Annotated in this window: 23 protein-coding genes; 18 read left to right on the plus strand and 5 right to left on the minus strand. The window is 54.5% G+C overall.

Annotation, left to right across the window (positions count from 1 at the left end):
* Positions 1-17: 17 nt before the first annotated feature.
* The 10 genes from WC903_04385 to WC903_04430 all read left to right on the plus strand — a co-directional run bounded on the left by WC903_04385 (position 18) and on the right by WC903_04430 (position 11,971).
* On the plus strand, positions 18-1,289 hold the full coding sequence (locus WC903_04385) for a restriction endonuclease subunit S (GenBank protein MFA5893179.1): 1,272 nt from the start codon (positions 18-20) through the stop codon (positions 1,287-1,289).
* Between the two features lie 34 nt (positions 1,290-1,323).
* Positions 1,324-2,070 (plus strand): hypothetical protein, encoded by a 747-nt coding sequence (locus WC903_04390; GenBank protein MFA5893180.1) that lies wholly within the window; start codon positions 1,324-1,326, stop codon positions 2,068-2,070.
* Positions 2,067-5,198 carry a type I restriction endonuclease subunit R gene (locus WC903_04395; GenBank protein ID MFA5893181.1) on the plus strand — a complete coding sequence of 1,044 codons (3,132 nt, stop codon included), beginning with the start codon at positions 2,067-2,069 and terminating at the stop codon, positions 5,196-5,198. Before WC903_04390 ends, WC903_04395 begins: the two co-directional genes overlap by 4 nt.
* A 130-nt stretch (positions 5,199-5,328) precedes the next feature.
* Positions 5,329-6,282, plus strand: a complete 954-nt coding sequence (locus tag WC903_04400; GenBank protein ID MFA5893182.1) for an MraY family glycosyltransferase — start codon at positions 5,329-5,331, stop codon at positions 6,280-6,282.
* Positions 6,282-7,445, plus strand: coding sequence for a UDP-N-acetylglucosamine 2-epimerase (non-hydrolyzing) (gene wecB / locus WC903_04405; protein MFA5893183.1), 1,164 nt, complete (start codon positions 6,282-6,284; stop codon positions 7,443-7,445). Before WC903_04400 ends, wecB begins: the two co-directional genes overlap by 1 nt.
* Positions 7,426-8,685 (plus strand): UDP-N-acetylglucosamine 1-carboxyvinyltransferase, encoded by a 1,260-nt coding sequence (gene murA / locus WC903_04410; protein ID MFA5893184.1) that lies wholly within the window; start codon positions 7,426-7,428, stop codon positions 8,683-8,685. Before wecB ends, murA begins: the two co-directional genes overlap by 20 nt.
* Entirely contained in the window at positions 8,675-9,013 is a 339-nt protein-coding gene (gene ybeY / locus WC903_04415) for an rRNA maturation RNase YbeY (protein MFA5893185.1), read from the plus strand. The genes murA and ybeY overlap by 11 nt, the downstream gene beginning before the upstream one ends.
* Positions 8,985-9,335, plus strand: coding sequence for a diacylglycerol kinase family protein (locus tag WC903_04420; protein ID MFA5893186.1), 351 nt, complete (start codon positions 8,985-8,987; stop codon positions 9,333-9,335). Before ybeY ends, WC903_04420 begins: the two co-directional genes overlap by 29 nt.
* The gene (locus WC903_04425; protein MFA5893187.1) at positions 9,332-10,333 is read left to right on the plus strand and encodes a hemolysin family protein; all 1,002 of its coding nucleotides are present in this window, start codon (positions 9,332-9,334) and stop codon (positions 10,331-10,333) included. Before WC903_04420 ends, WC903_04425 begins: the two co-directional genes overlap by 4 nt.
* Positions 10,334-11,971: a CTP synthase gene (locus WC903_04430; protein ID MFA5893188.1), complete on the plus strand. Its 1,638-nt coding sequence runs from the start codon at positions 10,334-10,336 to the stop codon at positions 11,969-11,971. It begins immediately after the preceding gene.
* Here the strand turns inward: WC903_04430 and larC are convergent.
* Genes larC through WC903_04445 form a run of 3 tightly spaced genes read right to left on the minus strand, consistent with a single transcriptional unit; the run spans position 11,955 to position 14,749 of the window.
* A complete protein-coding gene (gene larC, locus WC903_04435; GenBank protein MFA5893189.1) occupies positions 11,955-13,196 on the minus strand; it encodes a nickel pincer cofactor biosynthesis protein LarC in 1,242 nt (413 codons plus the stop codon). The two genes, WC903_04430 and larC, sit on opposite strands and share 17 nt — an antisense overlap.
* A complete protein-coding gene (gene larB, locus WC903_04440) occupies positions 13,187-13,870 on the minus strand; it encodes a nickel pincer cofactor biosynthesis protein LarB (GenBank protein MFA5893190.1) in 684 nt (227 codons plus the stop codon). The genes larC and larB overlap by 10 nt, the downstream gene beginning before the upstream one ends.
* Positions 13,871-13,903: 33 nt before the next feature.
* Entirely contained in the window at positions 13,904-14,749 is an 846-nt protein-coding gene (locus WC903_04445) for a deoxyribonuclease IV (GenBank protein ID MFA5893191.1), read from the minus strand.
* Between the two features lie 57 nt (positions 14,750-14,806).
* Here WC903_04445 and WC903_04450 point away from each other — a divergent pair, with 57 nt between their 5' ends.
* A complete protein-coding gene (locus WC903_04450) occupies positions 14,807-15,385 on the plus strand; it encodes a hypothetical protein (GenBank protein MFA5893192.1) in 579 nt (192 codons plus the stop codon).
* Positions 15,386-15,387: 2 nt separating this feature from the next.
* Here WC903_04450 and WC903_04455 read toward each other — a convergent pair whose 3' ends face one another.
* Complete coding sequence (locus WC903_04455) at positions 15,388-16,719, minus strand: replication-associated recombination protein A (GenBank protein MFA5893193.1); 1,332 nt, start codon at positions 16,717-16,719, stop codon at positions 15,388-15,390.
* An 8-nt stretch (positions 16,720-16,727) separates the two neighbouring features.
* Positions 16,728-17,306 carry a Mov34/MPN/PAD-1 family protein gene (locus WC903_04460; GenBank protein ID MFA5893194.1) on the minus strand — a complete coding sequence of 193 codons (579 nt, stop codon included), beginning with the start codon at positions 17,304-17,306 and terminating at the stop codon, positions 16,728-16,730.
* A gap of 49 nt (positions 17,307-17,355) precedes the next feature.
* On the opposite strand from WC903_04460, the gene WC903_04465 reads away from it, so the two are divergent.
* From WC903_04465 to WC903_04495, 7 genes are all read left to right on the plus strand, one after another.
* A complete protein-coding gene (locus WC903_04465; GenBank protein MFA5893195.1) occupies positions 17,356-19,329 on the plus strand; it encodes a sodium-translocating pyrophosphatase in 1,974 nt (657 codons plus the stop codon).
* A 180-nt stretch (positions 19,330-19,509) separates the two neighbouring features.
* Positions 19,510-19,806, plus strand: a complete 297-nt coding sequence (gene groES / locus WC903_04470; protein MFA5893196.1) for a co-chaperone GroES — start codon at positions 19,510-19,512, stop codon at positions 19,804-19,806.
* A gap of 20 nt (positions 19,807-19,826) precedes the next feature.
* Positions 19,827-21,467 carry a chaperonin GroEL gene (gene groL / locus WC903_04475; protein ID MFA5893197.1) on the plus strand — a complete coding sequence of 547 codons (1,641 nt, stop codon included), beginning with the start codon at positions 19,827-19,829 and terminating at the stop codon, positions 21,465-21,467.
* A gap of 262 nt (positions 21,468-21,729) precedes the next feature.
* Positions 21,730-22,914 (plus strand): transcription termination factor NusA, encoded by a 1,185-nt coding sequence (gene nusA / locus WC903_04480; protein MFA5893198.1) that lies wholly within the window; start codon positions 21,730-21,732, stop codon positions 22,912-22,914.
* Entirely contained in the window at positions 22,915-24,951 is a 2,037-nt protein-coding gene (gene infB / locus WC903_04485) for a translation initiation factor IF-2 (protein MFA5893199.1), read from the plus strand.
* Positions 24,948-25,328 carry a 30S ribosome-binding factor RbfA gene (gene rbfA, locus WC903_04490; protein MFA5893200.1) on the plus strand — a complete coding sequence of 127 codons (381 nt, stop codon included), beginning with the start codon at positions 24,948-24,950 and terminating at the stop codon, positions 25,326-25,328. Before infB ends, rbfA begins: the two co-directional genes overlap by 4 nt.
* Positions 25,282-26,259 carry a bifunctional oligoribonuclease/PAP phosphatase NrnA gene (locus WC903_04495; GenBank protein ID MFA5893201.1) on the plus strand — a complete coding sequence of 326 codons (978 nt, stop codon included), beginning with the start codon at positions 25,282-25,284 and terminating at the stop codon, positions 26,257-26,259. Before rbfA ends, WC903_04495 begins: the two co-directional genes overlap by 47 nt.
* Position 26,260 lies beyond the last annotated feature (1 nt).

Raw genomic sequence — 26,260 nt, forward strand, 5'->3', positions numbered from 1 at the left:
CATGGAGCGGATAAGAATTGCGAAGAAATAGGGCAAATTGGAATAATGAAAAATTAAAAGATATAACTACGAAAATTGGTAGTGGGGCTACTCCGCGTGGTGGGCAAGGAGCTTATCATCAAGAGGGCATGCCTTTGATCAGAAGTAAAAATATATATGATTTGAATTTTAGCTATGATGATCTTGCTTTTATCAACGATTCTCAAGCTGAACAATTAGATAATGTTTCGGTTGAAAAAGACGATGTTTTGCTAAATATAACTGGCGCGTCCGTTTGCCGATGTACTTCCGTTCCTGATTGCCTTGTTCCGGCGCGAGTTAATCAGCATGTTGCCATTATTAGGGCTGATAGAAAAAATCTTGATGGCAAATATCTTAAATATACCCTGGTAAGTCCCCTATATAAACGTGCCCTGATGGGTTTGGCAACTACGGGTGCTACTCGAGAAGCGCTTACAAAAAATGATATAGAAAACTTCGAATTAAAACTGCCGGGAATTAAGGCCCAAACTCGTATCGCCTCCGTTCTCTCTGCCTACGACGATCTGATCGAAAACAACGAAAAGCGGATCAAGATACTGGAAGAAATGGCCCAGCTGCTTTATTCCGAGTGGTTTGTGAGGTTTAATTTCCCTGGTCATGAAAAAGTCAAAATGGTAGATGGCGGCACTCAATACGGCATGATTCCGGAGGGGTGGAATATACGGAAGCTTTGGGATGTTGTTGGTTTCCTGGAGGGGCCAGGGCTAAGAAACTGGCAATATCGTGACTCTGGTATCCCATTTTTAAATATTCGTACAATTGGCGATGGTGATATCGATATTGATGAATGTAATTATTTGGATATTGAGGAAGTGGAACGTAAATATTCTCATTTTCTATTAAAAGAAAATGATATCGTTATATCAAGTAGCGGAACGCTAGGCAGACTTGCAACCATTAGGAAAAAACACTTGCCCCTTTGCCTAAATACAAGTGTAATTAGATTTAGGGAGATAAAAGATGGATTGCCTATCTGGTTTGTTAGGCAATATTTGCTTTCCCCTTTATTTCAAAACAAAATAAGATCGCTTGCGAGTGGTTCAGCTCAATTAAATTATGGCTCAAGTCATTTAAGCACAATCAGTATTGTTATGCCAAAGGCAAATATACTGGATGAATACAATCGCAAGGCAAGTTGTGTTGAGGAATATATCAATAATATTAGGGGCCATATTGCTGTCTTGCGAAAAATACGTGATATGCTTATCCCCCAGCTGGTTACGGGGAAGAGGGAATTAAAATATTGATATGAAACTTATAAGCGATGTGAGATTTATACTGTTGATATTTGTAATTTTTGTTTCTATCTTAGTTTGGGTATTTTGTTACGGCGTGACGATTGGTGTTGCGCAAAACGAGATCCCTTCGCTAATAGTTAATGCATTATTAATGCTTTTGGCTACTTTTGTTGGTATTTCCCTGCCTTTATATGCGACAGCTAAGGTTGAAAGGCAAAAAAAAGAGGAGGCGCTACGTAGTACTTATATTTCAATAGCAAGATATATAGGCGAGGAGCTTGCAGGCAATATCTCTACGTTAGAAGAGCTGGCATCGAATAACGATAAGACATTAAAGGAATTAGGGATAAAAACAGGTCAAGCGGCCGACAATGCCATGGGTTACACAGCTATGGGTATTTGGAAGGTTGTTGCTGAGGATTCGTTAATTAGTCTTGAGGATGTCAAGTATAAGTCTTTAATTATGTCAGGAATTCTTACAGAGGTTCCAGATGACGAAATGAATTCAGCAATAGGAAACTCTTATTCGGAAATGGCAAATTTAATGCGAAGATTGAGGCGGATGTCGATTTTCTTTGATGAAATACTCTCTCCGCCTCCTAATTTTCCGCCCCAAAGAATTGAGGTGATGTTAAAAACTAAGGTCCCTGAATTAATTAAATGCGTTGAGGAGGACATGAGTGTTTTTCTAAAGTCTGCCAAAGTAGCCATCAAACAAATTAACAAGACAATTAAGCCGTACGGAAAAGAAGTGAAAATTGCGACTTACTGCCCGGAAAAACTAACATGAGCCCATTTACAGAAGCTAATTTAGTGGAAAAGACTGTTATCAATCTCGTCAAAGAGGTGTGGTCCGATCCGGCGTGCCATATTGATGCCTATAGCGAAGAAGCCGATCTGTCGCTTGGCCGGGAAAATCAAGGCGAAGTGGTGCTTGAGAAGTATCTGAGGCCGGCGATTGAGAAACTTAACCCAGGGATATCGGAAGACGCGCTTTCTCTTGCTATAGATGCGCTTACGCGCGATCGCTCTCATCAGAGCCTGGTTAACGCTAACCAGGATGTCTATCGGCTTTTGCGCGATGGCGTGAGTGTGATTGTTACTAACGCAAAAGGTGAGCCAAAGCCCGAGCGGATACGATTTATAGATTATGATACCCCTGCTAATAATCACTTTCTGGCCGTTTCCCAGCTTTGGGTAGTGGGCGCAATGTATACCAGGCGGCCTGACGTTATCCTTTTTGTTAATGGTATTCCGCTGATCCTGATGGAGCTTAAAGCATCGCATAAGAGCCTGGTTGACGCGTACCGTGATAATATCCGCGATTACAAGGATACCATCCCAAAACTCTTCTGGTATAACCTTGGTATCATTATTTCCAACGGCATAGAAAACAAGTTTGGCTCTCTTACCTCGCCCTATGAATTTTTTAACGAATGGAAAAAGGCGGATGGAGAAGAAGATAAGCCGAAAACGGACCTGGCAACCATTATCCGCGGTGTGTGCGACAAAGGGCGAATGCTGGATATATTAGAGAACTTTGTACTGTTCGATGAGTCCCTGGGTTCAGTCAAAAAGATCCTGCCGCGCTATTTTCAATATTACGGGGTCAATCGCGCGTTCGATAGTGTTATCCATCGTCAGGAAAAAGAGGGGAAACTTGGTGTTTTCTGGCACACGCAGGGGTCGGGGAAATCATATTCAATGGTCTGGCTATCACAAAAGGTCCTGCGCAAACTAACCGGCAACTTTACCTTTGTGATCGTGACCGATAGGGCGCAATTGGACGGGCAGGCGTACAAAAACTTCGCCAATGTCGGTGCGGTTTATGAAAAAGAAGTTCATGCTGAAAGCATCGCTCATCTGCACGAGCTGCTGGCGCAGGATCATCGCCAAATCTTTACCACCATCCAGAAATTTCAGAACATTTCCGGCTCTATATCCACCCGCGATGACATTATTGTCATGACTGACGAGGCTCATCGCACCCAATACGACAGTTTCGCGCTGAATATGCGTAAGGCGCTCCCCAAAGCCTCGTTTATCGGCTTTACCGGGACTCCATTAATGGCTACTGACGAGCCGGAAACCGTCAAAACCTTCGGCAATTATGTTTCCGTTTATAACTTTGGCCAGTCGGTGGCCGATGGCTCGACGGTCCCTCTGTTTTATGAAAATCGTGTTCCCCGGCTCAAAAACGTGAACGAGAACCTAGAAGAGCAATTAGGGCAGTTGATGGATAGATACGACCTTGATGAGGATGAAGAAGAAAAGCTGGAAAGGGAATACTCAACCTTTTATGAAATTGTCACCCGAGAAGATCGGCTTAATATCATTGCCAGGGATATTGTGGAGCACTTTGTAGGCCGGGGGTATGGCGGCAAGGCGATGGTTGTTTCCATTGATAAAAAGACCGCTTTCAGGATGTATGACAAAGTAAAGAAGGAATGGGACCGTTATCTGGCCAAATTAAGGATGGACCTTTCCCGCGCAACGGATGAGCGCGAGCAGGAAAAGATCCTCGCCAGACTAGAACAGCATGAAAAAGTTGATATGGCGGTTATGGTAAGCCTAGGGGATAATCAAAACGAAATTGCTGATATGGAACAGTATGAGATTGACGTCCGGCCTATTCGAGAACGGATAATCAAGGGCAATTTAGAAGAGGAGTATAAAAAAGCTGACAGCAACCTACGCATTATCTTTGTCTGTGCCATGTGGATGACCGGCTTTGACGTGCCGAACCTTTCCACGCTCTACTTGGATAAACCGCTTAAAAATCATACTTTGATGCAGACCATCGCCCGCGCTAACCGCGTTGCGGATGAAGGCAAAAAGAATGGACTGATCGTAGATTATATTGGGGTATTTAAAAATATTGAACGCGCTCTGGCCTTATATGCGGCTAATGGGGCGGACGAAGACGATATTATCCGGAACAAAGACGAGCTACTGGCCGATTTGAAGAAGACCTTGCGTGACGTAAAGGAATTTATGCGCGGAGAGCAAATTGAACTTGAGCCTTTATTGGCCGCACCAAGCGAACAGAAATTACGGCTTCTGGAAAGATATTCGAATAAGATTATTGGGAATCAGGGAAAGAAGAAGAAATTTCTCAACCTTGCCAGTGGCCTACAAAGCGCTTATCGTTCGGTTTTGCCCGATCCCAACGCGGAAGATTATTACAAAGAAGTGACGGCTATTCGTGTCTTGGCTTCTCGTCTCCGTGATGTTGGGGCGAAAAGCGTGGATGTCTCCCAGGTAAAGAAAGACTTGGAAGATTTGCTGGATAAATCTATTCAGGCCGGCGAATATGTCCTTCCACAGCATAAGAAGATCAAGGATTTAAGCCTGCTTGATGCTGATGCCCTGCGCGATTTCTTTGCCGGATTAGAAAATAAGGAGATGCAGGTGGCCGCTTTGTCTGCTGAACTTGAGGAGCAGATAACGGAAATGATCCGGAAGAATAAAAAACGCGCTAGATTTATGGAGCGTCTCCTTTCCCTTTTGCGGGAATATAACAGCGGCGCGCATGATATTGATCAGCTCTTTGACGAGCTAGTGGTGCTGGCTAAGGATTTAAGCATTGAGGAACGACGCGCGGCGAAAGAAAATATGAGCGAAGAGGAATTAGCTATATTTGACCTGCTTTTAAAAGAAAACATAAATCCGGAAGAGGTTGCTATCATAAAAGGGGCCGCGCACGAACTACTTTTAAGCCTTAAACCGCTTTTGGTCCCGCATTGGCGGGATTTTGAAACCAATCGCGCAGGAGTCAAAACGACTATTTCAGACCTGTTGTATGCGAAATTGCCGGAGCCGACTTACACGGAACAGGATTGCAAAGTAAAAGGGATCGAGGTTTATAATTTTGTGTATGAGCATTATCGGGACGAGAAAAGTTTTGCCTTTGTTTAGTATGCAGGAAGCGATTACGCGTGATAAAAATAGCTGACGGCCTTCGCTTTTTCCTCGCCACTTTGCAATAATTGCCGTAGCGCTGGCGACTGGTTGCCAGACGCTTTTTGTGCTAAAATATATATCCGTAATGCTTACGTTCCTGCTAACCTTCTTGATCGCCCTAATTTTGACCATTTTGTTGACTCCGATGGTCCGCAGTTTTGCCTCCGAAATCGGTGCAGTTGACCGCCCGGCCAAACGCAAGGTCCATACCAGTAACATCCCGCGGAGCGGGGGACAGGCGATCTTTTTTAGCTTCCTGGTCGCCGTCCTCTTTGGCCTGCTGATCGGCGGCTCGAGCGGCGCCAAGATCCATCCCCAGCCGATCCTCGGTATATTGCTCGGCGGTTCGATCGTTTTTCTGGTTGGTTTGCTGGATGACCTCTACCGGATGAAACCGGTGGCGAAACTGATCGGCCAGCTGTTCGCGGCCGGAGTGACCATTTACTTCGGCGTTTCGATCACCTTTATGACCAACCCATTCGACGGGCTTTTCCCGCTCGGTTTGCTGGCTATTCCCCTGACGCTTATCTGGCTGGTCGGCATGACCAACGCCATGAACCTGATCGACGGGCTGGATGGACTGGCCTGCGGGGTGACGGCGATCTCTTCCCTGACCCTGGCGCTGGTCGCTTTACGCACCCACCAATTAGGGGCGGCTTTGCTGATGCTGGCCCTGGCCGGCGCGGCGATCGGTTTCCTCCGCTATAATTTCCACCCGGCCTCGATCTTCCTGGGAGATTCCGGCAGTTATTTTCTCGGGTTTATCCTGGCGGCCGCGGCCATTGTCGGCGTTTTCAAGACGACCTTGGTGGTCGCCCTGATCATCCCTCTCCTGATCCTCGGGGTGCCGATCTTTGACACGACCTTTGCCATCCTCCGCCGCTTAAAGGAGAAGAAAAACCTTTTTTCGGCGGACGATAAACATATCCATCATCTGTTGCTTCGTGCCGGGATGAACCAGCGTGAGGCGGTTATCTCGATCTATGTCGTCTGTCTCCTGCTTAGCGCGATCGCGCTGGCTATGGCGTTACCAAAATGATGAACCGCAAAAGAGTGATGTTCGTCTTCGGGACCCGCCCGGAGGCGATCAAGATGGCCCCGGTCATTCAGGAGGTCGAGAAATATCCCGACATCCTGGAACCGGTCGTCGTCGTGACCGGCCAGCATCGCCAGATGCTTGATCAGGTCGTGCGGCTCTTCGGCATCACGCCAGATTACGACCTCGGTATCATGGCCGAGAACCAGACGATCACTAGTATTGTGACTAAATCGCTCCAGGGGCTGGAGGAGATCATCCTGCGCGAGAAGCCGGACATGATCCTGGTGCAGGGTGACACTTCCACCGCTTTTGCCGCCGGGCTGGCGGCGTTCTACTACCGGGTACCGCTGGGACACATCGAAGCGGGTCTGCGCACTTTCGATAAATGGCGGCCGTATCCGGAAGAGATCAACCGCAAACTTATTTCCGACCTGGCCGATCTTCATTTCCCGCCGACCGGCACCGCCCTCAAGCATCTGCTGGAAGAAAAGGTCCCGCGCGACAAGATCTACCTGACCGGCAACACGGTGATCGACGCGCTCCTCCAGGTCGCCGGGCGGAAATATGACCTGGAAAAAGCTGGGATCAAACTCCCCAAAGGAAAGAAAGTGATCTTGGTCACCACCCACCGGCGCGAAAGCTTTGGTACTCCTCTGCGCCACATTTGCGGCGCGATCAAACGGCTGGCCGAGCAGTTCCGGAGGGAGGTCGAGTTTTTCCTTCCGGTCCACCGTAATCCGAAGGTCCGGGATGTCGTCAACGAATTATTGGAAGAGGTCGATAATGTTAACCTGATCGAACCGCTCGATTACGAGCCGTTCGTCCATTTGATGAAAGCGTCCTATATTATCCTGACCGACTCTGGTGGAGTTCAGGAAGAAGGTCCCTCGCTCGGTAAGCCAGTCCTCGTCATGAGAGAGAAGACCGAGCGGCCGGAGGCGATCGAGTCGGGGACGGTCAAGCTGGTCGGCATGGACGAGAAAGTCATTTATGACGAGACTGCGCGCCTGCTGACCGATCAAGGGGAATATGACCGGATGTCGCATTCTGTTAACCCTTACGGTGACGGACACGCCGCGGAGCGGACCGTCGGGGCGATCCTCCATTACTTTGGGGCGCTCGACCGCCGCCCGGAGGAGTTCAATGCAAAAACTGCTGGTTAAGGGGAAGAAACGGCTGACCGGGACCTTCCGGGTCTCCGGTGCCAAGAACGCGGCCCTGCCGATACTGGCGGCCTCGATCCTTCTCCCCGGCCACACTATTATCCGCAATGTGCCTAATCTGCTCGATGTTACTACGATGCTCCGGGTCTTGACGGCGCTCGGACTACGGGCCGAGTATTCACAGTCCGACCCGAATCGCGTCGACATCTGGAACTCGCAGGTCAAGCACGTGGCGCCGTACGAGCTGGTCACCAAAATGCGGGCTTCGTTCTTTGTCATCGGGCCGCTCCTGGCGGTTAAAGGTTTAGCCAAGGTGCCTCTGCCGGGCGGGTGCGCCATCGGTTCCCGGCCGGTCAATATCCACATCAAAGGGATGGAGCAGCTCGGCGCCGAGGTCCGGCTGGAACATGGTTTTGTCATCGTCCGGGCGAAAAAACTTAAAGGGGGCCGGGTCTATCTCGATTTTCCGTCGGTCGGAGCGACCGAGTCGGTGATGATGGCGGCGACTCGGGCCGAGGGGGAGACGACGATCGAGAACGCGGCGCGCGAGCCGGAAGTCGTCGACCTGGCTAATTTCCTGATCAAGGCGGGGGCGAAGATCGAAGGGGTGGGGACCGATGTCATCCGCGTCTTCGGCGGCCACGCGCTGTCACCCGTCGAATATTCGATCATTCCCGACCGGATCGAGGCGGGGACGGTCATGGCCGCGGTGGCGATCACTCATGGCAACGCGACCCTGACCGATATCATCCCGGAACACCTGGAAGCGATCGCCCGTAAATTGCAAGAAAGCGGCGTCCGGATAGAGTTCGGGGCCAACTCATTGCAAGTGGTCAACGACGACGGCTACAAAGCGGTCGACGTCAAGACGATGCCCTTTCCCGGTTTTCCGACCGACATGCAGCCGCAACTCGCCTCTTTCCTGACGCTGGCCAAAGGGACTTCGGTCATTTCGGAAACGATCTTTGAGAACCGTTTCATGCATATGCAGGAACTGCGGCGGCTCGGGGCCGAGATCAAACTGGAAGGGCAGAGCGCCATTATTAGCGGAGTGGAAAAATTGTCCGGCGCGCCGGTCCGTGTTTCCGACCTGCGGGCCGGGGCAGCGCTCCTGGTCGCCGGTTTGGCGGCGGAAGGCGAGACCTTGATCGAGGACCGCGACCATCACCTTAGCCGCGGTTACGAGCGGATCGTCGAGAAGTTCAGCGCGCTGGGGGCGGATATCAGCCGTGTCGCCTAAGGATCTGGCCCGGGCGATAATTCGTCGTGAAGGCGGGACCGGTCTGATCGAGGTGGCGCTGGTTGATGACCAAACTATCCGGCAGTTGAACAAGCGCTACCGGAAGAAGGATAAGCCGACCGATGTCTTGTCGTTTGGTTACGGGGCGGAGGGGTTGCTGGGTGAGGTTATTATTTCCGAAGAGACGGCCCGCCGCCAGGCCAGGGCTTACGGGGCGCCGTATCGGGCGGAGTTGCGGCGGTTAGTGGTCCATGGGGTTTTGCATATTTTGGGTTATGACCATGGGAGGAAGATGAGCCGTGCCGAAAAAATTTATCAAGAGCTTTAAATACGCCCGGGCTGGAGCGGCCCATACCTTGCGGACCCAGCGTAATATCTGGATACATCTGACGATCGGGGCCCTGGTCTTGGGTGCCGGGTGTTGGGTCCGCTTGCCGCTGGCCGAGCTGGCGCTGATCGTCCTGACCGTCACTTTTGTTCTGGTCGCGGAGATGCTCAACACGGCGCTGGAAGAGACGATCAACCTGATCAAGCCGGAAAATCACCCGACGGCGGCGCTGGTCAAGAATGTCGCGGCCGGCGCGGTCTTGCTGGCGGCGTTCGGCGCGGTGATCGTCGGCCTGCTGATCTTTTTGCCGAGGTTATTATGATGGAACTTATTTTGCTGGTTTGCTTGATCCTGCTTTCCGCCTTGTTCTCGATGTCGGAAACGGCGATGACGACCGTGAGCCGCCACCGGATCGCCCACCTGGCCGAACAGAAGAGGCCGGGGGCGCGGCTCCTCAAACGGCTGCGCGCCGATCCGGGTAAGCTGTTGTCCACGGTCCTTGTGGGCAATAATATCGTTAATATCAGCGCCTCGGTGCTGACCACGACTGTAGTGACCAGCTATTTCGAAAAACAGGGGATGGTCGGTGAAGGGGTCGTGATCGGCTCTGCGATCGGTTTCCTGACCCTGGTTATCCTGGTCTTTGGCGAGATCACCCCTAAGACGGTGGCGATCAAGAACGCCGAAACGCTGGCGCTCTGGCTGGCGCCGGTCATGTTGGTGCTGGAATGGCTTTTAATGCCGATCGCCATGATCATGACGACGATCAGCCGGCCCTTTGTCATCCTGTTCGGCGGCGGGACAAAAGAGCCGGCCACCCTGGTCACGGAAGAGATGATCAAGTCGTTGCTGTTCGCCGGTGAGCAAGAGGGGACGATCGAGCGGGACGAGCGGGAGATGATCAGTTCGGTCTTCAAGTTCGGCGACCTGACGGTGACCCAGGTCATGACGCCGCGCGATAAGATCGAGCACGTCGAAACAATGGAAACAGTGGACGAGGTAATTGTCCGGATCAAGGCTTCAGGACACTCCCGCCTGCCGGTCATTGATTTGAACCTGGATAATGTCGTCGGGGTTATTTATGCCAAGGACCTCCTGACCGTGGCCGGTTCGGAGCTGGCCCGCGACCACCTGCGGCCGGTCCTGTTCATCCCCGGCGTCAAGCGGATCAGCGACCTGCTCGACCAGATGCAGGCCGAATACAAGCACCTGGCGATCGTGGTCGATGAGTTCGGGCATACCCTGGGGGTCGTCACCCTGGAGGACCTGGTCGAAGAGATCGTCGGCGAGATTCACGACGAATACGAGAGGAGAAAATAAATGACCACAAAATATATCTTCGTGACCGGCGGGGTGGTCAGTTCCTTGGGTAAGGGGATCGCCGCCGCTTCTCTCGGGCGGGTGCTGAAATCGCGCGGCATCTCCGTTTCGATCATGAAGCTTGATCCCTACATCAACGTTGATCCCGGGACGATGAACCCGTACCAGCATGGCGAGGTCTTTGTGACCGACGACGGGGCGGAGACCGACCTTGATCTCGGCCATTATGAGCGTTTTATCGACGTTAACCTCGGTCGGGCGAACAATGTCACGACCGGCATGGTCTACTGGAACGTCATCACCCGGGAGAGGCGGGGCGATTACCTTGGCGGCACCGTCCAGGTCGTTCCCCATATTACCAATGAGATCAAGGATAAGATCCGCCAGGTGACAAAAGAAGAGAAGTTCGATGTCGTGATCTGTGAGATCGGCGGCACGGTCGGCGACATCGAGGGTTTGCCTTTTCTGGAAGCGATCCGCCAGTTCCGCAAGGAGGTCGGCCGGGATAACTGCGTCAATCTCCACGTGACCCTGGTCCCCTTCCTCGAGACCACCCATGAATTCAAGACCAAGCCGACCCAGCACAGCGTCCAGAAACTGCGGGAGATCGGCATCCAGCCTGATATCATTATCTGCCGTTCGCGCGAGCCGCTTAGCCAGGAGCTGAAAGAAAAGATCTCCCTCTTCTGTGACGTTGACAAGGAGGCGGTCGTTGGCATGCCCGATGCCGCGCTGCTCTATGAGATCCCGCTCTCGCTGGAGCGCGAGGGGATGGACGAGATCGTCCTAAAATACCTTGGCCTGTCCGCCAAGAAGGGGGACCTGGCCGAGTGGGCCGCTATGGTCGAGAACATGAAGAGCCCGGAAAAAAAGGCCCGCATCGCGATCGTCGGTAAATACACCGAGCTGGGCGATTCCTACATTAGTATCGTCGAAGCCTTAAAGCACGGCGGCCTGCCGGAGAAAGTAGCGATCGAGATCAAGTGGGTCAACGCGGAAAAGCTGGAAAGCGAAGAGAACCTGGACGCGCTCTTCCGCAACGTCCAGGGGATCGTGATCCCCGGCGGGTTTGGCGCCCGCGGGATCGAGGGGAAGATCCGGGCGATCCGTTATGCCCGGGAGAACCGGATACCTTTCCTCGGGCTCTGCCTGGGGATGCAGTGCGCGGTTATCGAGTTCGCCCGCAACGTCTGCAAAATGAAAGGGGCCAATTCTTCGGAATTCGACGCGGAGTCGAAGTATCCGGTCATCGATTTTATCCCTGAACAGAAGGCGATCACCGACAAAGGGGGGACGATGCGTCTCGGCGCTTATCCCTGCAAGATCAAAAAAGGGACGCTGCTCCATCAGGCGTACGGCAAAGATTTGATCGAGGAGCGCCATCGCCACCGCTACGAGCTGAACAACGATTTTCGCAAAGAGTTGGAAGAGAACGGCCTGGTCATGGCCGGCGTTTATCCGGAGGCCGACCTGGTCGAAGTGGTGGAGCTTCCCGGCCACCCGTGGTTCCTGGCCACCCAATACCATCCAGAGTTCAAATCACGCCCGAATCGCCCTCATCCTTTGTTCGCCAGTTTTGTTAAAGCGGCCAGCGACCGGCAGCAGGAACAGGTCGAGCTGTTCAAAGAGAAGCAATAGCGCGGTCAACGATCTCGCGGTGAATGGTCGCTAGGGAGAGGCGATGCTTTTTAGAGAGCCGTTTATACCCCTCATATTCAGGCGCCAAGGTGGTTAACCGCTCGCCCAGGTAACCGAGTTTGACTTTTGCCCGGCCGTACTTTGTCTTGACCGTCCGGAACTCCCGCTTTAAGACTTCCCGCGAGGCCAGATAGACTCGAATTCCAAAAGTGGTGGTCGAATTAAAGAATTCGGTCAGGATCTTGTCCCGGAGCTCCGGCCGGACGAGGACCGAAAGCTTAAAGGCCCGGCGCTCTTTTTTCATAATGATCGGAGAGATGAACGCATCGAGCGCGCCCGCGCGCATTAGTTTTTTGATCGTTTTGCCGTACAGCTTTGGGTTCAGATCGTCAATGTTTGCTTCGATCAGCAAAACAGTATCATGTTCAGCTGGCAACTGCGCTGCTCCGACGAAAAGCCTAAGTAAGTTAGGCTGAGGGAGGGCCAGGCTGCCCGCGCCGTAACCGAGGCCGGTGACGATCATTCTGGGCGGGTCGGTGAATTCCGCCACGGTCGACATGATTGCAGCACCGGTCGGGGTGACCAGTTCCCCTTTAATCTTTGTATTATATGTAGGGATACCCCGGAGCAGTTCGGCGGTCGCCGGGGCGGGGTTAGGGAGGAGGCCGTGCGCGTGCTTAATGACACCCTGGCCATTGGGGAGGGGAGAGCAATAGACTTTTTCTATCCCCATTATTTCCAATCCTATACAGAAGCCGACAATGTCGACGATCGCGTCAATCGCCCCAACCTCGTGAAAATGGACCTGGTTGACCGTCATCCCGTGAACCTTCGCCTCCGCCTCCGCCAGCCGTCGGAATATTCGGGTACTTAACTCTTTAACTTCTTTGCTCAATTTGCTTTGGTTAATGATCTTCAAGATATCTTTGAGATTACGGTGATGGTCCTTTTTAGCGATCTTTACGTCAAAGAAGGTGCCGGTCAAACCGTTCTTTCTGGCTTTGGTGATAAGCAGTTTGAAATGCTCGGAAACCTGAGACTGAAACGTCCCTGCCTGCCGGCAGGCAGGTCGGTTTCCTCGCTTCGATTTGGAAACCGCGAAGTTTATTCGCAGGTTTCCAAGTTGAGCCTTTAGCATTCCCAAGTCCAGCCCGGCGTCCAACATCGCTCCCAGTATCATGTTCCCAGATAGCCCAGTTGGCGCGTCGAAGTAAGCTAGGCGCATTTGAGGATAGAGTGGGCGAAGACAGCGGCGCCGAAACCGTTGTCGATATTGACGACGGCAATACCGGGAGAACAGGAGTTGAGCATGGTCAGCAGGGCGGATAACCCCTTGAAGTTCGCTCCGTAGCCGACGCTGGTCGGCACGGCAATGATCGGTTTATCTATTAAGCCCCCCACGACTGAGGGTAGGGCTCCTTCCATTCCGGCGACGACGATCACAACTTTGGCTTTCTTTATCCGGTCGAGATTATGCAACAGGCGATGTATCCCCGCCACCCCGACGTCAAACATCCGCTCGACTTTGTGCCCCAGGAATTCCGCGGTGACGGCTGCTTCTTCGGCGACGGGTAAGTCCGCAGTTCCGGCGGTGATAATGGCGATTTGTAGGTCGTGATTCGTGGTTCGTGGTTTGTGATTCGTTTTTCGTTGAGAGGTGATTATTTTGGCGGATTCATGATACTTAGCTGATTTAAGCGTTTTCTTGACCGCCTGATACGCTTTTTTGTCCGCTTTGGTGGCGAGGACATCATGGCCGTTGGCCCAGATCTTCTGGGCAATCTTCGCGATCTGTTGCGGGGTTTTCCCCTGGCAAAAGATCACTTCGGGGAAACCTTTGCGGGTCATCCGGTGGTGGTCAACCTTGGCAAAGCCGATGTCTTCGTAACCCTTGCGCATGGAGACATTTTACCACAAAGAACACTAAGGACACTAAGTGATCAGGCTGCGTAAAACTTTTAGGTTCTCGATATCCTGCTTCAGATCGGGGTCTTTTGGTGTTTCCAGGACCATCGGCGTTTTTATAAAGCGCGCGTCATTCATTATCAAGCGAAAAGCTTCCAGACCTAATTCACCTTTGCCAATGTGTTCATGACGGTCTTTTTTTGACCCCAAGCCGGTTTTAGAGTCGTTTAGATGGAAAGCCAATAGTTTGTCCAGGCCGATAGTTTTGTCAAATTCCTCCCAGGTTAGCGCGTAACCTTCCGGGGTTCGCAGTTCATAACCGGCGGAAAAGGCGTGGCAGGTGTCGAAACAGACGCCGGTCCGGGATGGCGCGCCGACCAGCTCGAGTATTTTAGCGAGTTGGGCGAACTTATAACCGAGGTTTGTCCCCTGGCCGGCGGTCGTTTCGAGTAAGACTTTAACCTTGTAACCTTTAGTTTCTTTTAATAGCCTTTTTAAATTAGCTGCGACAAGCCCGAGGCCAAGGAATTCGCCTTGTCCCAAATGTGAGCCGGGGTGGAGGATGGTGAAGGGCAAACCCAACGCCTCGGCCAGCTCTAACTCCTGGCGCATCGATTGCATGGAATTTTCATGGTTGGCCGGGTCATTTGACGCCAGGTTGATCAGATAGCCGGTGTGGGCGAAGACGAACAGGTTATCTCTTGCCCGGTTCGTGACGAAGGTGTTGATTGTTTCGGACGATAACGGCCGGCCGAGCCACTGGTTGTTGTTTTTGACAAAGATCTGGATAGCGGTACAGCCGATCGACAGACCGCGATCGAGGGCTTGATCAACCCCGCCCGCAGTCGACATGTGCGCCCCGAGTAATCGCATAGCGATCGGATTATAGCACCTTGCCTTTTGGGGGGCGAGGGGTATAATAGCCGAGTAATGAAAAAATATCTCTTGACCGTTTGGCTCGTTGCCGGCCTGGCTGGCGCCGCTTTTTGCTGGACCGTTTCGCTGAACGCCTATGTTTTTTCCGGGCCGGCGAATAATCCGCTGGATACCAGCACCTATCCGCTGGTCAACTCCAAAGTCATTTTTTCCGTTGCCCATCTGACCCCTGACGACAAAGTGGTCGAGGAATGGGCCGGCTCTGATCTGACCGACAGCAACGGCATCGCTTCCTATAATAAGGAGATCAAGCACAAGGATGTGACCAAGGTCATTTATTCCGTCATGGTCAAAAGCGGGGAGCAGATCGCTTCCAGCAAGGATTACGTGATCATCAAGCCGAGCGGCGGGAATTTCGCGGCCGGGTTCATTTTGGTCAGCATGGGACCAAATGGCGGATTACCGGCCACGACGACCACCACGACCACTTTACCGCCGAGCGGCAGAGGATCATTAGAAACGACAGCGCTGGGCAGTTCGGCCGAAGTTACGCCGCTGGGGACGGCGAGCGGCACGCCCGACGGCGGTACGAGCACAACCAGCGGGTCAACAACAACGACCGTACAGCCCTAAGTTTACTGCTTGGAGAGTTCGTCCAGCCTGGCTTTGATCTTCTTTTCATAACCGATATCTTTCGGCTCGTAGTATTTCCGGGGTGAGGGGAGATAATCTTGTTTGACGTAGCCGGTGGCCGAATCATGGGCATATTTATACCCTTTTCCTTTGCCCCGCTCTTTTTCACCGTCATAGACGGCGTTCTTTAGATGCTCTGGAACTTCCAGGGTTGGGTTCTCTGCCACATCTTTCATGGCATTATTTATTCCCATATAAGCAGCGTTGCTCTTGGGCGCGGTAGCCACGTAGACGGCGGCCTGGGCGAGCGGGATCCTCGCTTCGGGGAGCCCGACGAACTCGGCGACCTGCATGGCCGAATTGGCCACGACGAGAGCGAGCGGGTCGGCGTTGCCGACATCCTCGGCGGCGCAGATGACGATCCGCCGGGCGATAAACCGGGGATCTTCCCCGGCGTAGATCATTTTCGCCAGGTAATAGAGGGCGGCATCGGGGTCAGAACCCCGCATCGATTTAATAAAAGCGGAGATGGTGTCGTAATGCCCGGTCCCCTTTTTGTCGTAGACGACCGCCTTCTTCTGGATCGATTCTTCGGCGACTTTTAGCGTGAAATCGATAATTCCTTTTTTACCTGCCTGTCCGGCAGGCAGGTCCGGTTTGGTCGAGAGGACCCCCAACTCCAGGGCGGAGAGGGCGCGCCGGGCATCACCGTCCGACAATTTGGCCAGGTGGGCGAGCGCTTCCTCGGTCAGCTTGATCTTGAAGGCGCCTAACCCGCGCTCTTTATCGGCCAGGGCGTTAGTTATGATCTGCCGCAAGTCGTCCGTTTTCAGCGGCTTAAGTTCAAAGACATTGGAGCGGGAGATCAGGGCCGAATTGACGTAGAAGAAAGGGTTCTCGGTCGTTGCGCCGATCAGGATAACATTCCCTTCTTCGACATCGGGGAGGAGGGCATCTTGCTGTAACTTGTTGAAACGGTGGATCTCGTCGAGGAAAAGGATCGTCTTGACCCCGTGGTGCTTGATCCGCTCTTTGGCTTCCAGGCTGACTTTGCGGATATCGTCCACCTTGGCCACGGTCGCGTTGAGCCACTCGAAATGGCCTTTGGTCGAATTGGCGATGACCCGGGCGATGACCGTCTTGCCGGTGCCGGGCGGGCCGTAGAGGATGACCGAAGCGACCTTGTCGGTCTCGATCAGCCGTCGCAGGAGTTGTCCTTTGCCCAGGATATGGGCCTGCCCAACGATCTCCTCGATCGTCCGCGGGGCCATCCGATGGGCCAGGGGGGCGTTCTTTTCCTTATATCTTTTTTCGTTAGCGTCAAAAAGGTCCATGTTCTCTCCTAAGCGAAAGTGCTGAAGCTAGAGGCGTCCCAGTTTTTCGGTTCCAGTTTTGGGTACTCCGGCTCTTTGCCGGCGATCCAGTCGTCGATCAGCTTGCCGAGCTTGGTCATCGCCTCGCGCGAGAGATATTCTGACATTTTTGGCTGGCCGGTATTAACGTCGATCACGGTTACCCCCAGGTCGCTGATGATCTTAACGTCTTCCCGGAAGACCCGGCCGTCCTCGACCCGCCAGGCATAGAGCTCCGGATTATAGCGGTCGCGCAGGCCGATGATAAAAAGATACTTCTGGTTATGGGCGAGGTCCTGCTCTGACGGATAGGGGATCCCTTTGGGGTGGGTGTGGTAGACCCCCAGATATTCCAGTTTGTGCTTGACCAGGAAATGGTAGGCCCGTTCGAGGTCATCGTTTCCCAGGCTAAAAGTCTGGGTCCCTTTCTCGAAAGCTTTGTTAGCTATCGGCAAAACCCCGAGGATAGTATCTTCCCGCCCCCCCAATATCCCCCCCGCTTCGTAAGGGAAGGAGTCCTGGGCTTGTTTCAAGATGATGTGGTATTGCCGTTCGGTGATCTTAAACATTGAACAAAATTATAACATACATTATAATGCGCCCAGTATGTTATATGTAATGGCCGCCGGGCTGCTCGGCTTGTTGTTTGCCGGATATCTTTTCCGGCATATCCTCGCAGCCCCGGCCGGTCCGGCTAAAATGGGCGAGATCGCGGCGTTGATCCACGAAGGCTCCATGGTCTACCTTAACCGCCAATACCGCGTCGTCTCCTATTTCATGGCCGTTATTTTCCTTGCCCTAACTTTTTTGACCAACATTTACGTCGCTCTCGCCTTCATCTTTGGCGGCTTCTGCTCCATGCTCGCCGGCTATATCGGGATGAACGCGGCGACCCGGGCGAATGTCCGCACGGCGGCCGCGGCGGCTGACCGTGACGAACCGCGGGCCTTAGGGATAGCTTTTTCCGGCGGGGCGGTCATGGGAATGGCGGTCGCTTCGATCGGTGTCCTTGGTCTCGGGACGATCTTTCTCCTGGTCAAGGGGTTGGCGCTGAAAGCGGCGGTGGTCAGCGGTTTTTCCATGGGTGCTTCGTCGATTGCTTTGTTCGCCCGCGTGGGCGGCGGTATTTATACCAAATCGGCCGATATCGGCGCCGACCTGGTCGGCAAGATAGAAGCGGGGATCCCCGAAGATGATCCGCGGAACCCGGCGGTCATTGCCGATAACGTGGGGGACAATGTTGGTGACGTGGCGGGGATGGGGGCGGACCTTTTTGAATCGTATGTGGGGGCGGTTGTGGCGACCGTAGCGATTGGCGCGCTGATGCTGGCTGCTCCGTTCTCCTGGATGATCCTCCCCTTGTTGCTGGTCGCGGCCGGGACACTCGCCTCGGTCCTCGGCGTCCTCTTTATCCGCCTCATCCAGAAGATCGACCCGCAGGCGGCCCTCCGTTATTCGACCTATGCCGCGCAGTTGGTCTTTATCCTGTCGGCTTATTATTTAACGCGGTTGACCGTTGGCGATCTCGGCGTCTTCTGGGCGATCCTCTCCGGGATGCTGGTCTGCATCGTCGTCGGCCTGATCTCCGAGGCTTACACTTCCGGGAAGATACTGAAAGAAGTCGCCGATGCCTGCAAGACGGGTGCGGCGACCAATATCATTACCGGGCTGGCGATCGGGATGAAGAGCACGATCCTGCCGATACTCGCGATCTGCGGCGCTATATACATATCATATAAGTTCGCCGGGCTGTACGGTATTGCCATCTCGGCCGTCGGAATGCTCGGCACGACCGGGATCATCATGTCGGTCGATGCTTACGGGCCGATCGCCGATAATGCCGGCGGGATCGTTACCATGGCGGGGGAACCGGAGGGGGTCAGGACCATAACCGACAGACTTGATTCGCTCGGCAATACGACTGCGGCGATGGGGAAGGGTTTTGCCATTGGCTCGGCGGCGCTGACGGCTTTAGCGCTGTTTGCCGCTTATACCCAGGCGGTCGGGCTCAAGTCGATCGACATCTTGAAGCCGGAAGTGGTCATCGGCTTTTTTATCGGCGGCTTAATTCCTTTTGCCTATGTTTCGATGACCTTGCAGGCGGTCGGCCGGGCGGCCTTTAAGATGGTGGAAGAGGTTCGCCGGCAGTTCCGCGAGATCAAGGGGTTGCTGGAGGGGAAAGCCAAGCCTGACGTCAAAAGGTGCGTTGATATCAGTACCACCGCGGCTTTGAATGAAATGATCCTGCCTGGGATCTCGGCGGTGGTCATTCCAGTCGTGACCGGGATCGTCCTTGGGCCGGAGGCTTTGGGTGGGTTACTAGCCGGGTCGCTCTGTGTCGGCGTGCCGATGGCCATTATGCTGGCCAATTCCGGGGCGATCTGGGATAACGGTAAGAAATTGATCGAAGAGGGGTACCTGGGTGGGAAGGGGACGCCGATCCACGCGGCGGCGGTGGTCGGCGATACTGTTGGCGATCCCTTCAAGGATACCAGCGGCCCGGCGATGAATATTCTCATTAAACTGATGTCGATCGTCTCTCTTGTTTTGGGGCCGGTTTTAGTGGCGTTCCATCAGATGCTTTTTAGGTAGGTCTTTTAAAATATGTAGAGGCGACCTTTAGGTCGCCACCTAAAACATGGCGGTCTAAAGACCGCCGCTACATGGTTTTGTAAATTCCCCAAGCTCCTCTTGACAGGCTTCGAACCCTCATGTTATTATGTTAGCACTCTATAGGCATGAGTGCTAACAAGTTGGGGAGGTGAATTCTACATGGTAAGTAAAAAGTTGACCCCGATCGGTGATCGGGTAGTCATTAAACCCGAACCGGAAGAGGGGAAGACGAAGTCTGGGATCGTCCTGCCGGACGCCGCGAAAGAAAAGCCGTCGGAAGGGACGGTGGTCGCGGTAGGGAGCGGACGGATCCTCGACAACGGCCAGAAAGTTCTGCCGGAAGTGAAGATAGGTGACCGGGTCATCTACAGCAAATACGGCGGGACCGAGGTCAAGCTCGAGGGTGATGAATACATCATCCTGGCCGAGCGGGATATTCTGGCGATCAAAGGCTAATTTTAAGGAGGTGGGATGAAATGGCTGCAAAAGAAATGATGTTTGGAGATGAGGCTTGGCGGAAGCTGGAGAAAGGCGTGTCCAAGGTCGCCAATGCCGTTAAGATCACTTTAGGCCCGCGAGGCCGCAACGTTGTCCTCGAGAAGAAGTGGGGCTCGCCGACGATCACTAACGATGGCGTGACCATCGCCAAGGAGATCGACCTCGAAGACCCGTACGAGAACATGGGGGCCCAGCTGCTGAAAGAGATCGCCAGCAAGACCAATGATATCGCGGGTGACGGTACGACCACCGCGACCGTGCTGGGCCAGATCATCTTCAAGGAAGGGCTCAAGAATGTCGTCTCCGGGGTCAATCCGATGGCCCTGAAGCGCGGCATCCAGACCGGGGTCGACCTGGCCGTGGCCGAGCTCAAGAAGCAGGCCAAGCCGGTCGAGAACCGGGAGGCGATCGCCCAGGTCGCGTCTATCTCGGCCAATAACGATCCCGAGATCGGCACCCTGATCGCCGACGCGATGGAGAAAGTCGGCAAGGACGGGGTCATCACCGTTGAGGAATCGAAAGGGATCGACACGACCCTCGAAGTGGTGGAAGGTATGCAGTTCGACAAGGGTTATGCCTCACCGTACATGGTCACCGACCGTGAGCGGATGGAGTGCGTCCTGGAAGATTGCTATATGCTGATCACCGAAAAGAAGATCAGCGCGGTCAAGGACCTCTTGCCGGCGCTGGAAAAGGTGGTCCAGGCGGGTAAACCGCTCTTGATCATCGCCGACGATATCGAAGGCGAAGCGCTGGCGACCCTGGTCGTCAATAAGTTGCGCGGCACCCTGAACGCCGTGGCGGTCAAAGCCCCCGGCTTTGGCGACCGGCGCAAGGCGATGCTGGAAGATATCGCGGTCCTGACCGGCGGCGAAGTCATCTCCGAGGAGAAAGGGCTTTCTCTCGAGAACGTTGACGACGCCTGGTTCGGCAAGGCCAAAAAGATCGTCGTCCGCAAGGAAGACACCACGATCATCGAAGGGGCCGGTGCGGCCAAAGCGGTCAAGGACCGGGTCGCCCAGATCCGGAAAGAGATCGACCTGTCTGATTCTTCTTATGATAAGGAGAAACTGCAGGAACGGCTGGCCAAGCTCTCCGGCGGGGTGGCGGTCATCAAGGCGGGCGCCGCGACCGAGACCGAGTTGAAGGAGAAAAAGCACCGGATCGAAGATGCCTTGTCGGCCACCAGAGCGGCGGTTGAAGAGGGGATCATCTCCGGCGGCGGTTCGGCCTTTATCCATATTCTGCCGAAATTGGCCGAGCAGTTTGCCAAGTTGACCGGTGACGAAAAGATCGGCGCGGGGATCGTGCTGCGGGCGCTCGAAGAGCCGCTCAAGCAGATCGCCAATAACGCCGGTTGGGAAGGTTCCGTGGTCGTGGAACGGGTGAAGAAGGAGAAAGAAGGGTGGGGGTTTGATGCCCAGAACTTCGGCTTCGTCGACCTGTTCCGGGCCGGGATCGTTGACCCGCTCAAAGTGACCCGGTCGGCGCTGCAGAACGCGGCTTCGATCGCTTCCATGCTCCTGACCACCGAAGTCTTGGTGGCCGAGAAGCCGGAAACTGATAAACCCAAGATGCCGGCCATGCCTCAAGGCGGCGGTTATGGGGATATGATGTAGTCTAGCTTGTCTTAAAAAGGAAGGGCCGGGTGAAAACCTGGCCCTTTTTTTATCCTCCTCACCTCATCTTTACCAAAGTGTAGACCCCTCTCCATCGAAGATGGAGAGGGGAATGAATTGCGACGAAGTCGCAAGAAAGGGGTGAGGTTTTGTTGACAAATTTGTAGTGGATTGTTATAATGTTTGGGCATTAGGGAAACAGAGCAGTTCGCAGGGACAAGTGGGATATTCTCCCACTTTTTTTAGCTTATAAGGGGGTTTTATGAAGATCGACCATTTCCAGGAAATGCTGGAAGAGATCCATCGCGACCGGGGGATATCCAAAGAGACCCTCGTTAGCGCCATCAAAGCCTCTCTCCTCTCGGCGGCCAAGAAACGCTTTAAGGAAGAAGATGTCCTGGAAGCGAGGATCACCGACGATGGCGAGGTCAGGATCTTCAAGTTGACCGAAGCCGGAGAAGACGACGTCACCCCGGCCGATTTCGGCCGTTTTGCCGCCCAGACTGCCAAGCAGGTCATTCTCCAGCGCCTCCGGGAAGCGGAGAAAGAAGACGCTTTCGAGGAATACGCCAAAAAGCAGGGGGAACTGGTCACCGGGACCGTCCAGCGGCGCGAATATGGCGGCTACCTGATCAGCCTGGGGCGGCTGGAGACAGTTCTCTCCACCAGCGAGCAGATCCCCGGCGAATCGCTTCGGGAAAAGGACTACGTCAAGCTTTACCTGGTCGAGACCAAAAAGACCCCCAAAGGGCCGCTGGTCGTAATCTCCCGCTCTCATCCCAACCTGGTCCGCAAACTTTTTGAAATGGAGGTCCCCGAGATCAAAGAGGGGATCCTCGAGATCAAGGGGATCGCCCGCGAAGCCGGCCGCCGGACCAAAGTGGCGATCCGTTCCAACGACCCGAATGTCGGCGCGGTCGGGACCTGTGTCGGGCACATGGGCCAGCGGATCCAGAATATCGTCCGCGAGCTCGGTCCGGAGCGGATCGATATCGTCGAATGGAGCGAGAACCAAAAAGTATTCATCACCAATTCACTTAGCCCGGCCAAGGTCCAGAAGGTCGAGCTGAATGAAGCGGAAAAGTCGGCCAAAGTTTGGGTACCCGAAAAGGAGCTTTCACTGGCGATCGGCAAAGAAGGGCAGAACGTCCGCCTGGCGGTCAAATTGACCGGCTGGAAGATAGATCTGGTCTCGGCCGAAGGGCCCAAGCCGGTAGTTGAGAGCAAGCGGCCCAAAATGAAGGTCCACGAGTTGGCCAAGGAACTCGACCTCTCGAGCAACGACCTGATCAACAAACTGCGCGAGATGGGCTATTCGGTCAAGGCGGCCAACTCGACCGTTCCCGACGAAGCGGCTGAAAAATTATTGCCGGATGGTCCAGCTGTCGTGGAGCCGGAAGCGGCCACGGAAGCAGCCCCCCAAGAGGAAGGGAGTCAGACAGAGTAAATGGCAAAGATCAGGGTCAGCGAACTCGCCAAAGAATTGCAGACGACCAGTAAAGAGCTGCTGCTCAAATTGAAGGAATTGGGGGTGGCGGCCAAGACCGCCTCTTCCTCGCTGGAAGAAGATGCCGCTAAGATAGTCAGGGACTTGCTGGCACCCAAGGTGAATAAAGCCAAGCCAGAACCTGCGCCAGTTCCTACTCCAGTTTCTGCTCCTGCTTCTGTTCCTGCTCCTGCTCCTGCTCCTGTCCCGGCTCCTGTGCCTGTCCCTCCACCGGTTGTTCCACCTAAAGCCGCGCCAGCCATGATCATTGAGACTGATGAAGTGTCCGTCAAAGACTTATCGGAGAAATTAGTGATCAAGGCGTCCGATCTGATCAAGGAATTGATGAGGAAGGGCCTGATGGTGACGATCAACCAGCGGATCTCCGCGGAATTGGCCCGGGATGTGGCGGCCGTTTTCGGTAAAGAGATCGTCTTGCGGGAAGCGAAACTTGCCGCTCCCAAGGCTTATGAGTCGAAGATCGAGCGGCGGGCCACCCGGCCGCCGGTCGTTACGGTCATGGGCCACGTTGACCACGGCAAGACCAAACTGCTTGACGCTATCCGCAAGACCAAAGTCGCCGAGAGCGAGGCGGGCGGCATTACCCAGCATATCGGCGCCTATCAGGTGAAAGTGAACGGGCGGAAGGTGACTTTCCTTGACACCCCGGGCCACGAAGCTTTTACCGCCCTGCGCGCCCGCGGCGCCAAAGTGACCGACATCGTTATCCTGGTCGTGGCGGCGGATGACGGTGTCATGCCGCAGACGATCGAAGCGATCAACCATGCCAAAGCGGCCGGCGTGCCGATCATTGTGGCCATCAATAAAGTTGACAAGCCGGACGCTAACCCAGACAACGTCAAAAAACAGCTCTCCGACCATGGTCTGGCCCCGGAAGAGTGGGGTGGCCAAACGGTCACTGTGCCGGTTTCGGCCAAGGCCTTGACCGGGATCGATGAACTGCTCGAAATGGTCCTCCTGCTGGCCGATGTCTTGGAATTGAAAGCTGACCCGGAGGCGGTCCCGCTGGGGGTGGTGATCGAAGCCCGCCTGGATAAAGGGCGCGGCGCGGTCGCGACGGTCCTGATCAAGAACGGTACGCTTAAAGTCGGGGATGTTTTTACCTGCGGCCAAACTTACGGCAAGGTCAGGGCGCTCCTGACCGATACCGGTGTCCGGTTGGATAAAGCCGGTCCCTCCATGCCGGTCGAGCTCCTCGGCTTCCTGGCGGTGCCGACGCCGGGCGATATGCTGCGCGGCCTGCCGACGGAAAAAGAGGCGCGGTTGGCGGCCGAAGCGGTGGCAATCACGCGTAATAAGACGATCCGCGGCAAAGTTGTCTCGCTGGAAGATTTCTCGAAGCACGTCAAAGAAGGGGTGGCGGGGATCGACCTCAACCTGGTGGTCAAGGCCGACATGCAGGGCTCTCTGGACGCTATCCTCAAGACGCTGGGCGACCTGAAGGTCGGCAATATTTCGGTCCATGTTATCCACGACGGGGTCGGGCTGATCAACGAGTCGGATGTCATGCTGGCCAAAGCCTCGAGCGCTATCCTGGTCGGTTTTAACGCCGGCACCGAAGGGTCGGCCGAAAGCCTGGCCAAAGATGAAGGGGTGGAGGTCCGGCAGTACAATATCATCTATAATCTGATCGATGACGTTAAACTGGCGATGGAAGGGTTGCTGGAACCGGAGTACGAAGAGATCATTACCGGCCACGCCGAGGTCAGACAGCTTTTCTCTTTCTCTAAGGTTGGCTCGATCGCCGGCTGTTTCGTGACCGACGGGAAGATGACCCGCGGCACCGGCCTGCGCATTTTCCGCGGCAAGGAGAAGATCTACGAAGGGAAGCTGGAGACCCTGAAGCGCTTCAAGGACGACGCCAAGAGCGTGGAACAGAACTTTGAGTGCGGCATTTCGATCCCCGGCTATAACGATTTCAAGTCCGGCGACATTATCGAGAACTTCGAGGTCCGCGAAAAACCGCGCCAGAGATGACCAGGCAGGAACGGAGCGAAGAACTGATCCGGGCTGAAGTCAGCCGGATCATCCGCGAGGATGTCAACGATCCCCGCATCGGTTTTATCAGCATTACCCGGGTCAAGCTTTCCCCCGATCTCACGAGCGCCGCCATCTACGTCAGCATCATGGGCGACGAGGAACAAAAGCAGGCGGGGATGGCCGGCCTGTTTTCGGCCAGCCGCTTTATCCGCGGTGAGCTGGGCGAGAGCTTGGAGTTCCGGAGCGTGCCGCAGATCCGCTTTGTCCGTGACGATTCGCTGGAGCGCGGGAGCCGGGTGCTGGCCGCGATGAGAAAGCTGGGAACGGATGAAACACGAACTCGAACAAATAAAAAGCCGCCTAAAAGACGCTAAGACCGCGATCGTCACCGGTCATATCGATCCGGACGGCGACGCGATCGGCTCCGTCCTCGCCCTGGGGATGGCCCTGGAACAGCAGGGGATAAATGTCACCCTTTATTGCCAGGATTCCTTGCCGAAAGTTTACCGTTTCCTGCCGGGGTTCGAGCGGATCAAGCGCGAGATCCTGATGTCCCAGCGCTTCGACCTCGGTTTCGTCCTTGATTCCTCCGATCTCGCCCGGGCCGGGCATAAGCTCGATCTGCGGCAAGTCACTCCGTTCATCATCAATATCGACCATCATCCGGACAATACCAATTTCGGGGATCTAAATTACGTCCGGAACGTTTCTTCGGCCGCCGAGCTGGTCTATAACCTGGTGGTCGGCCTCGATTGCAAGATCGACCGGAAAATGGCCGAGTGCCTCTACGCCGCGATCATCACCGATACCGGCAATTTCCGCTACGAGAACACCACGGTCAAGACCTTCCTGATCGCCGCCGAGCTGCTCAAGGCTGGCGTTAGCCCTCATGATGTCTCGACCCGGATCTACGACACCAAGTCGGTCCCCTCGATCAAGCTCTCCGGCCGGATCCTGGCCGACATGCAGTTCTCGCCCGACGGCAAGCTGGCCTGGGGGATAGTCACGGAAAAGATGCTGGCCGAGGCCAAAGCCAAACCGGATGATCTGACCGGGGTGGTCGACCGGATCAGAGCGACGGAGGGGGTCGAGGTCGCCATCCTTTTCCGGGAAGAGAAGGGGAAGACCAAGATCAATTTCCGTTCCAAGGAGAAGGTCAACGTTTCCGAGATCGCCCGCCGTTTTGGCGGGGGCGGCCATGTCAAAGCTTCCGGCGCGGTCGTGGAAGGGCCGGGCGACGAGGTGGTCGCTAAAGTGGTGGCCGAGGCCGCCAAGATCATAAAAGCTTCCCAGTTCCTGGTATAAG

This window comes from Candidatus Margulisiibacteriota bacterium (assembly GCA_041658645.1).
Classification (GTDB): domain Bacteria; phylum Margulisbacteria; class WOR-1; order O2-12-FULL-45-9; family XYB2-FULL-48-7; genus JBAZZV01.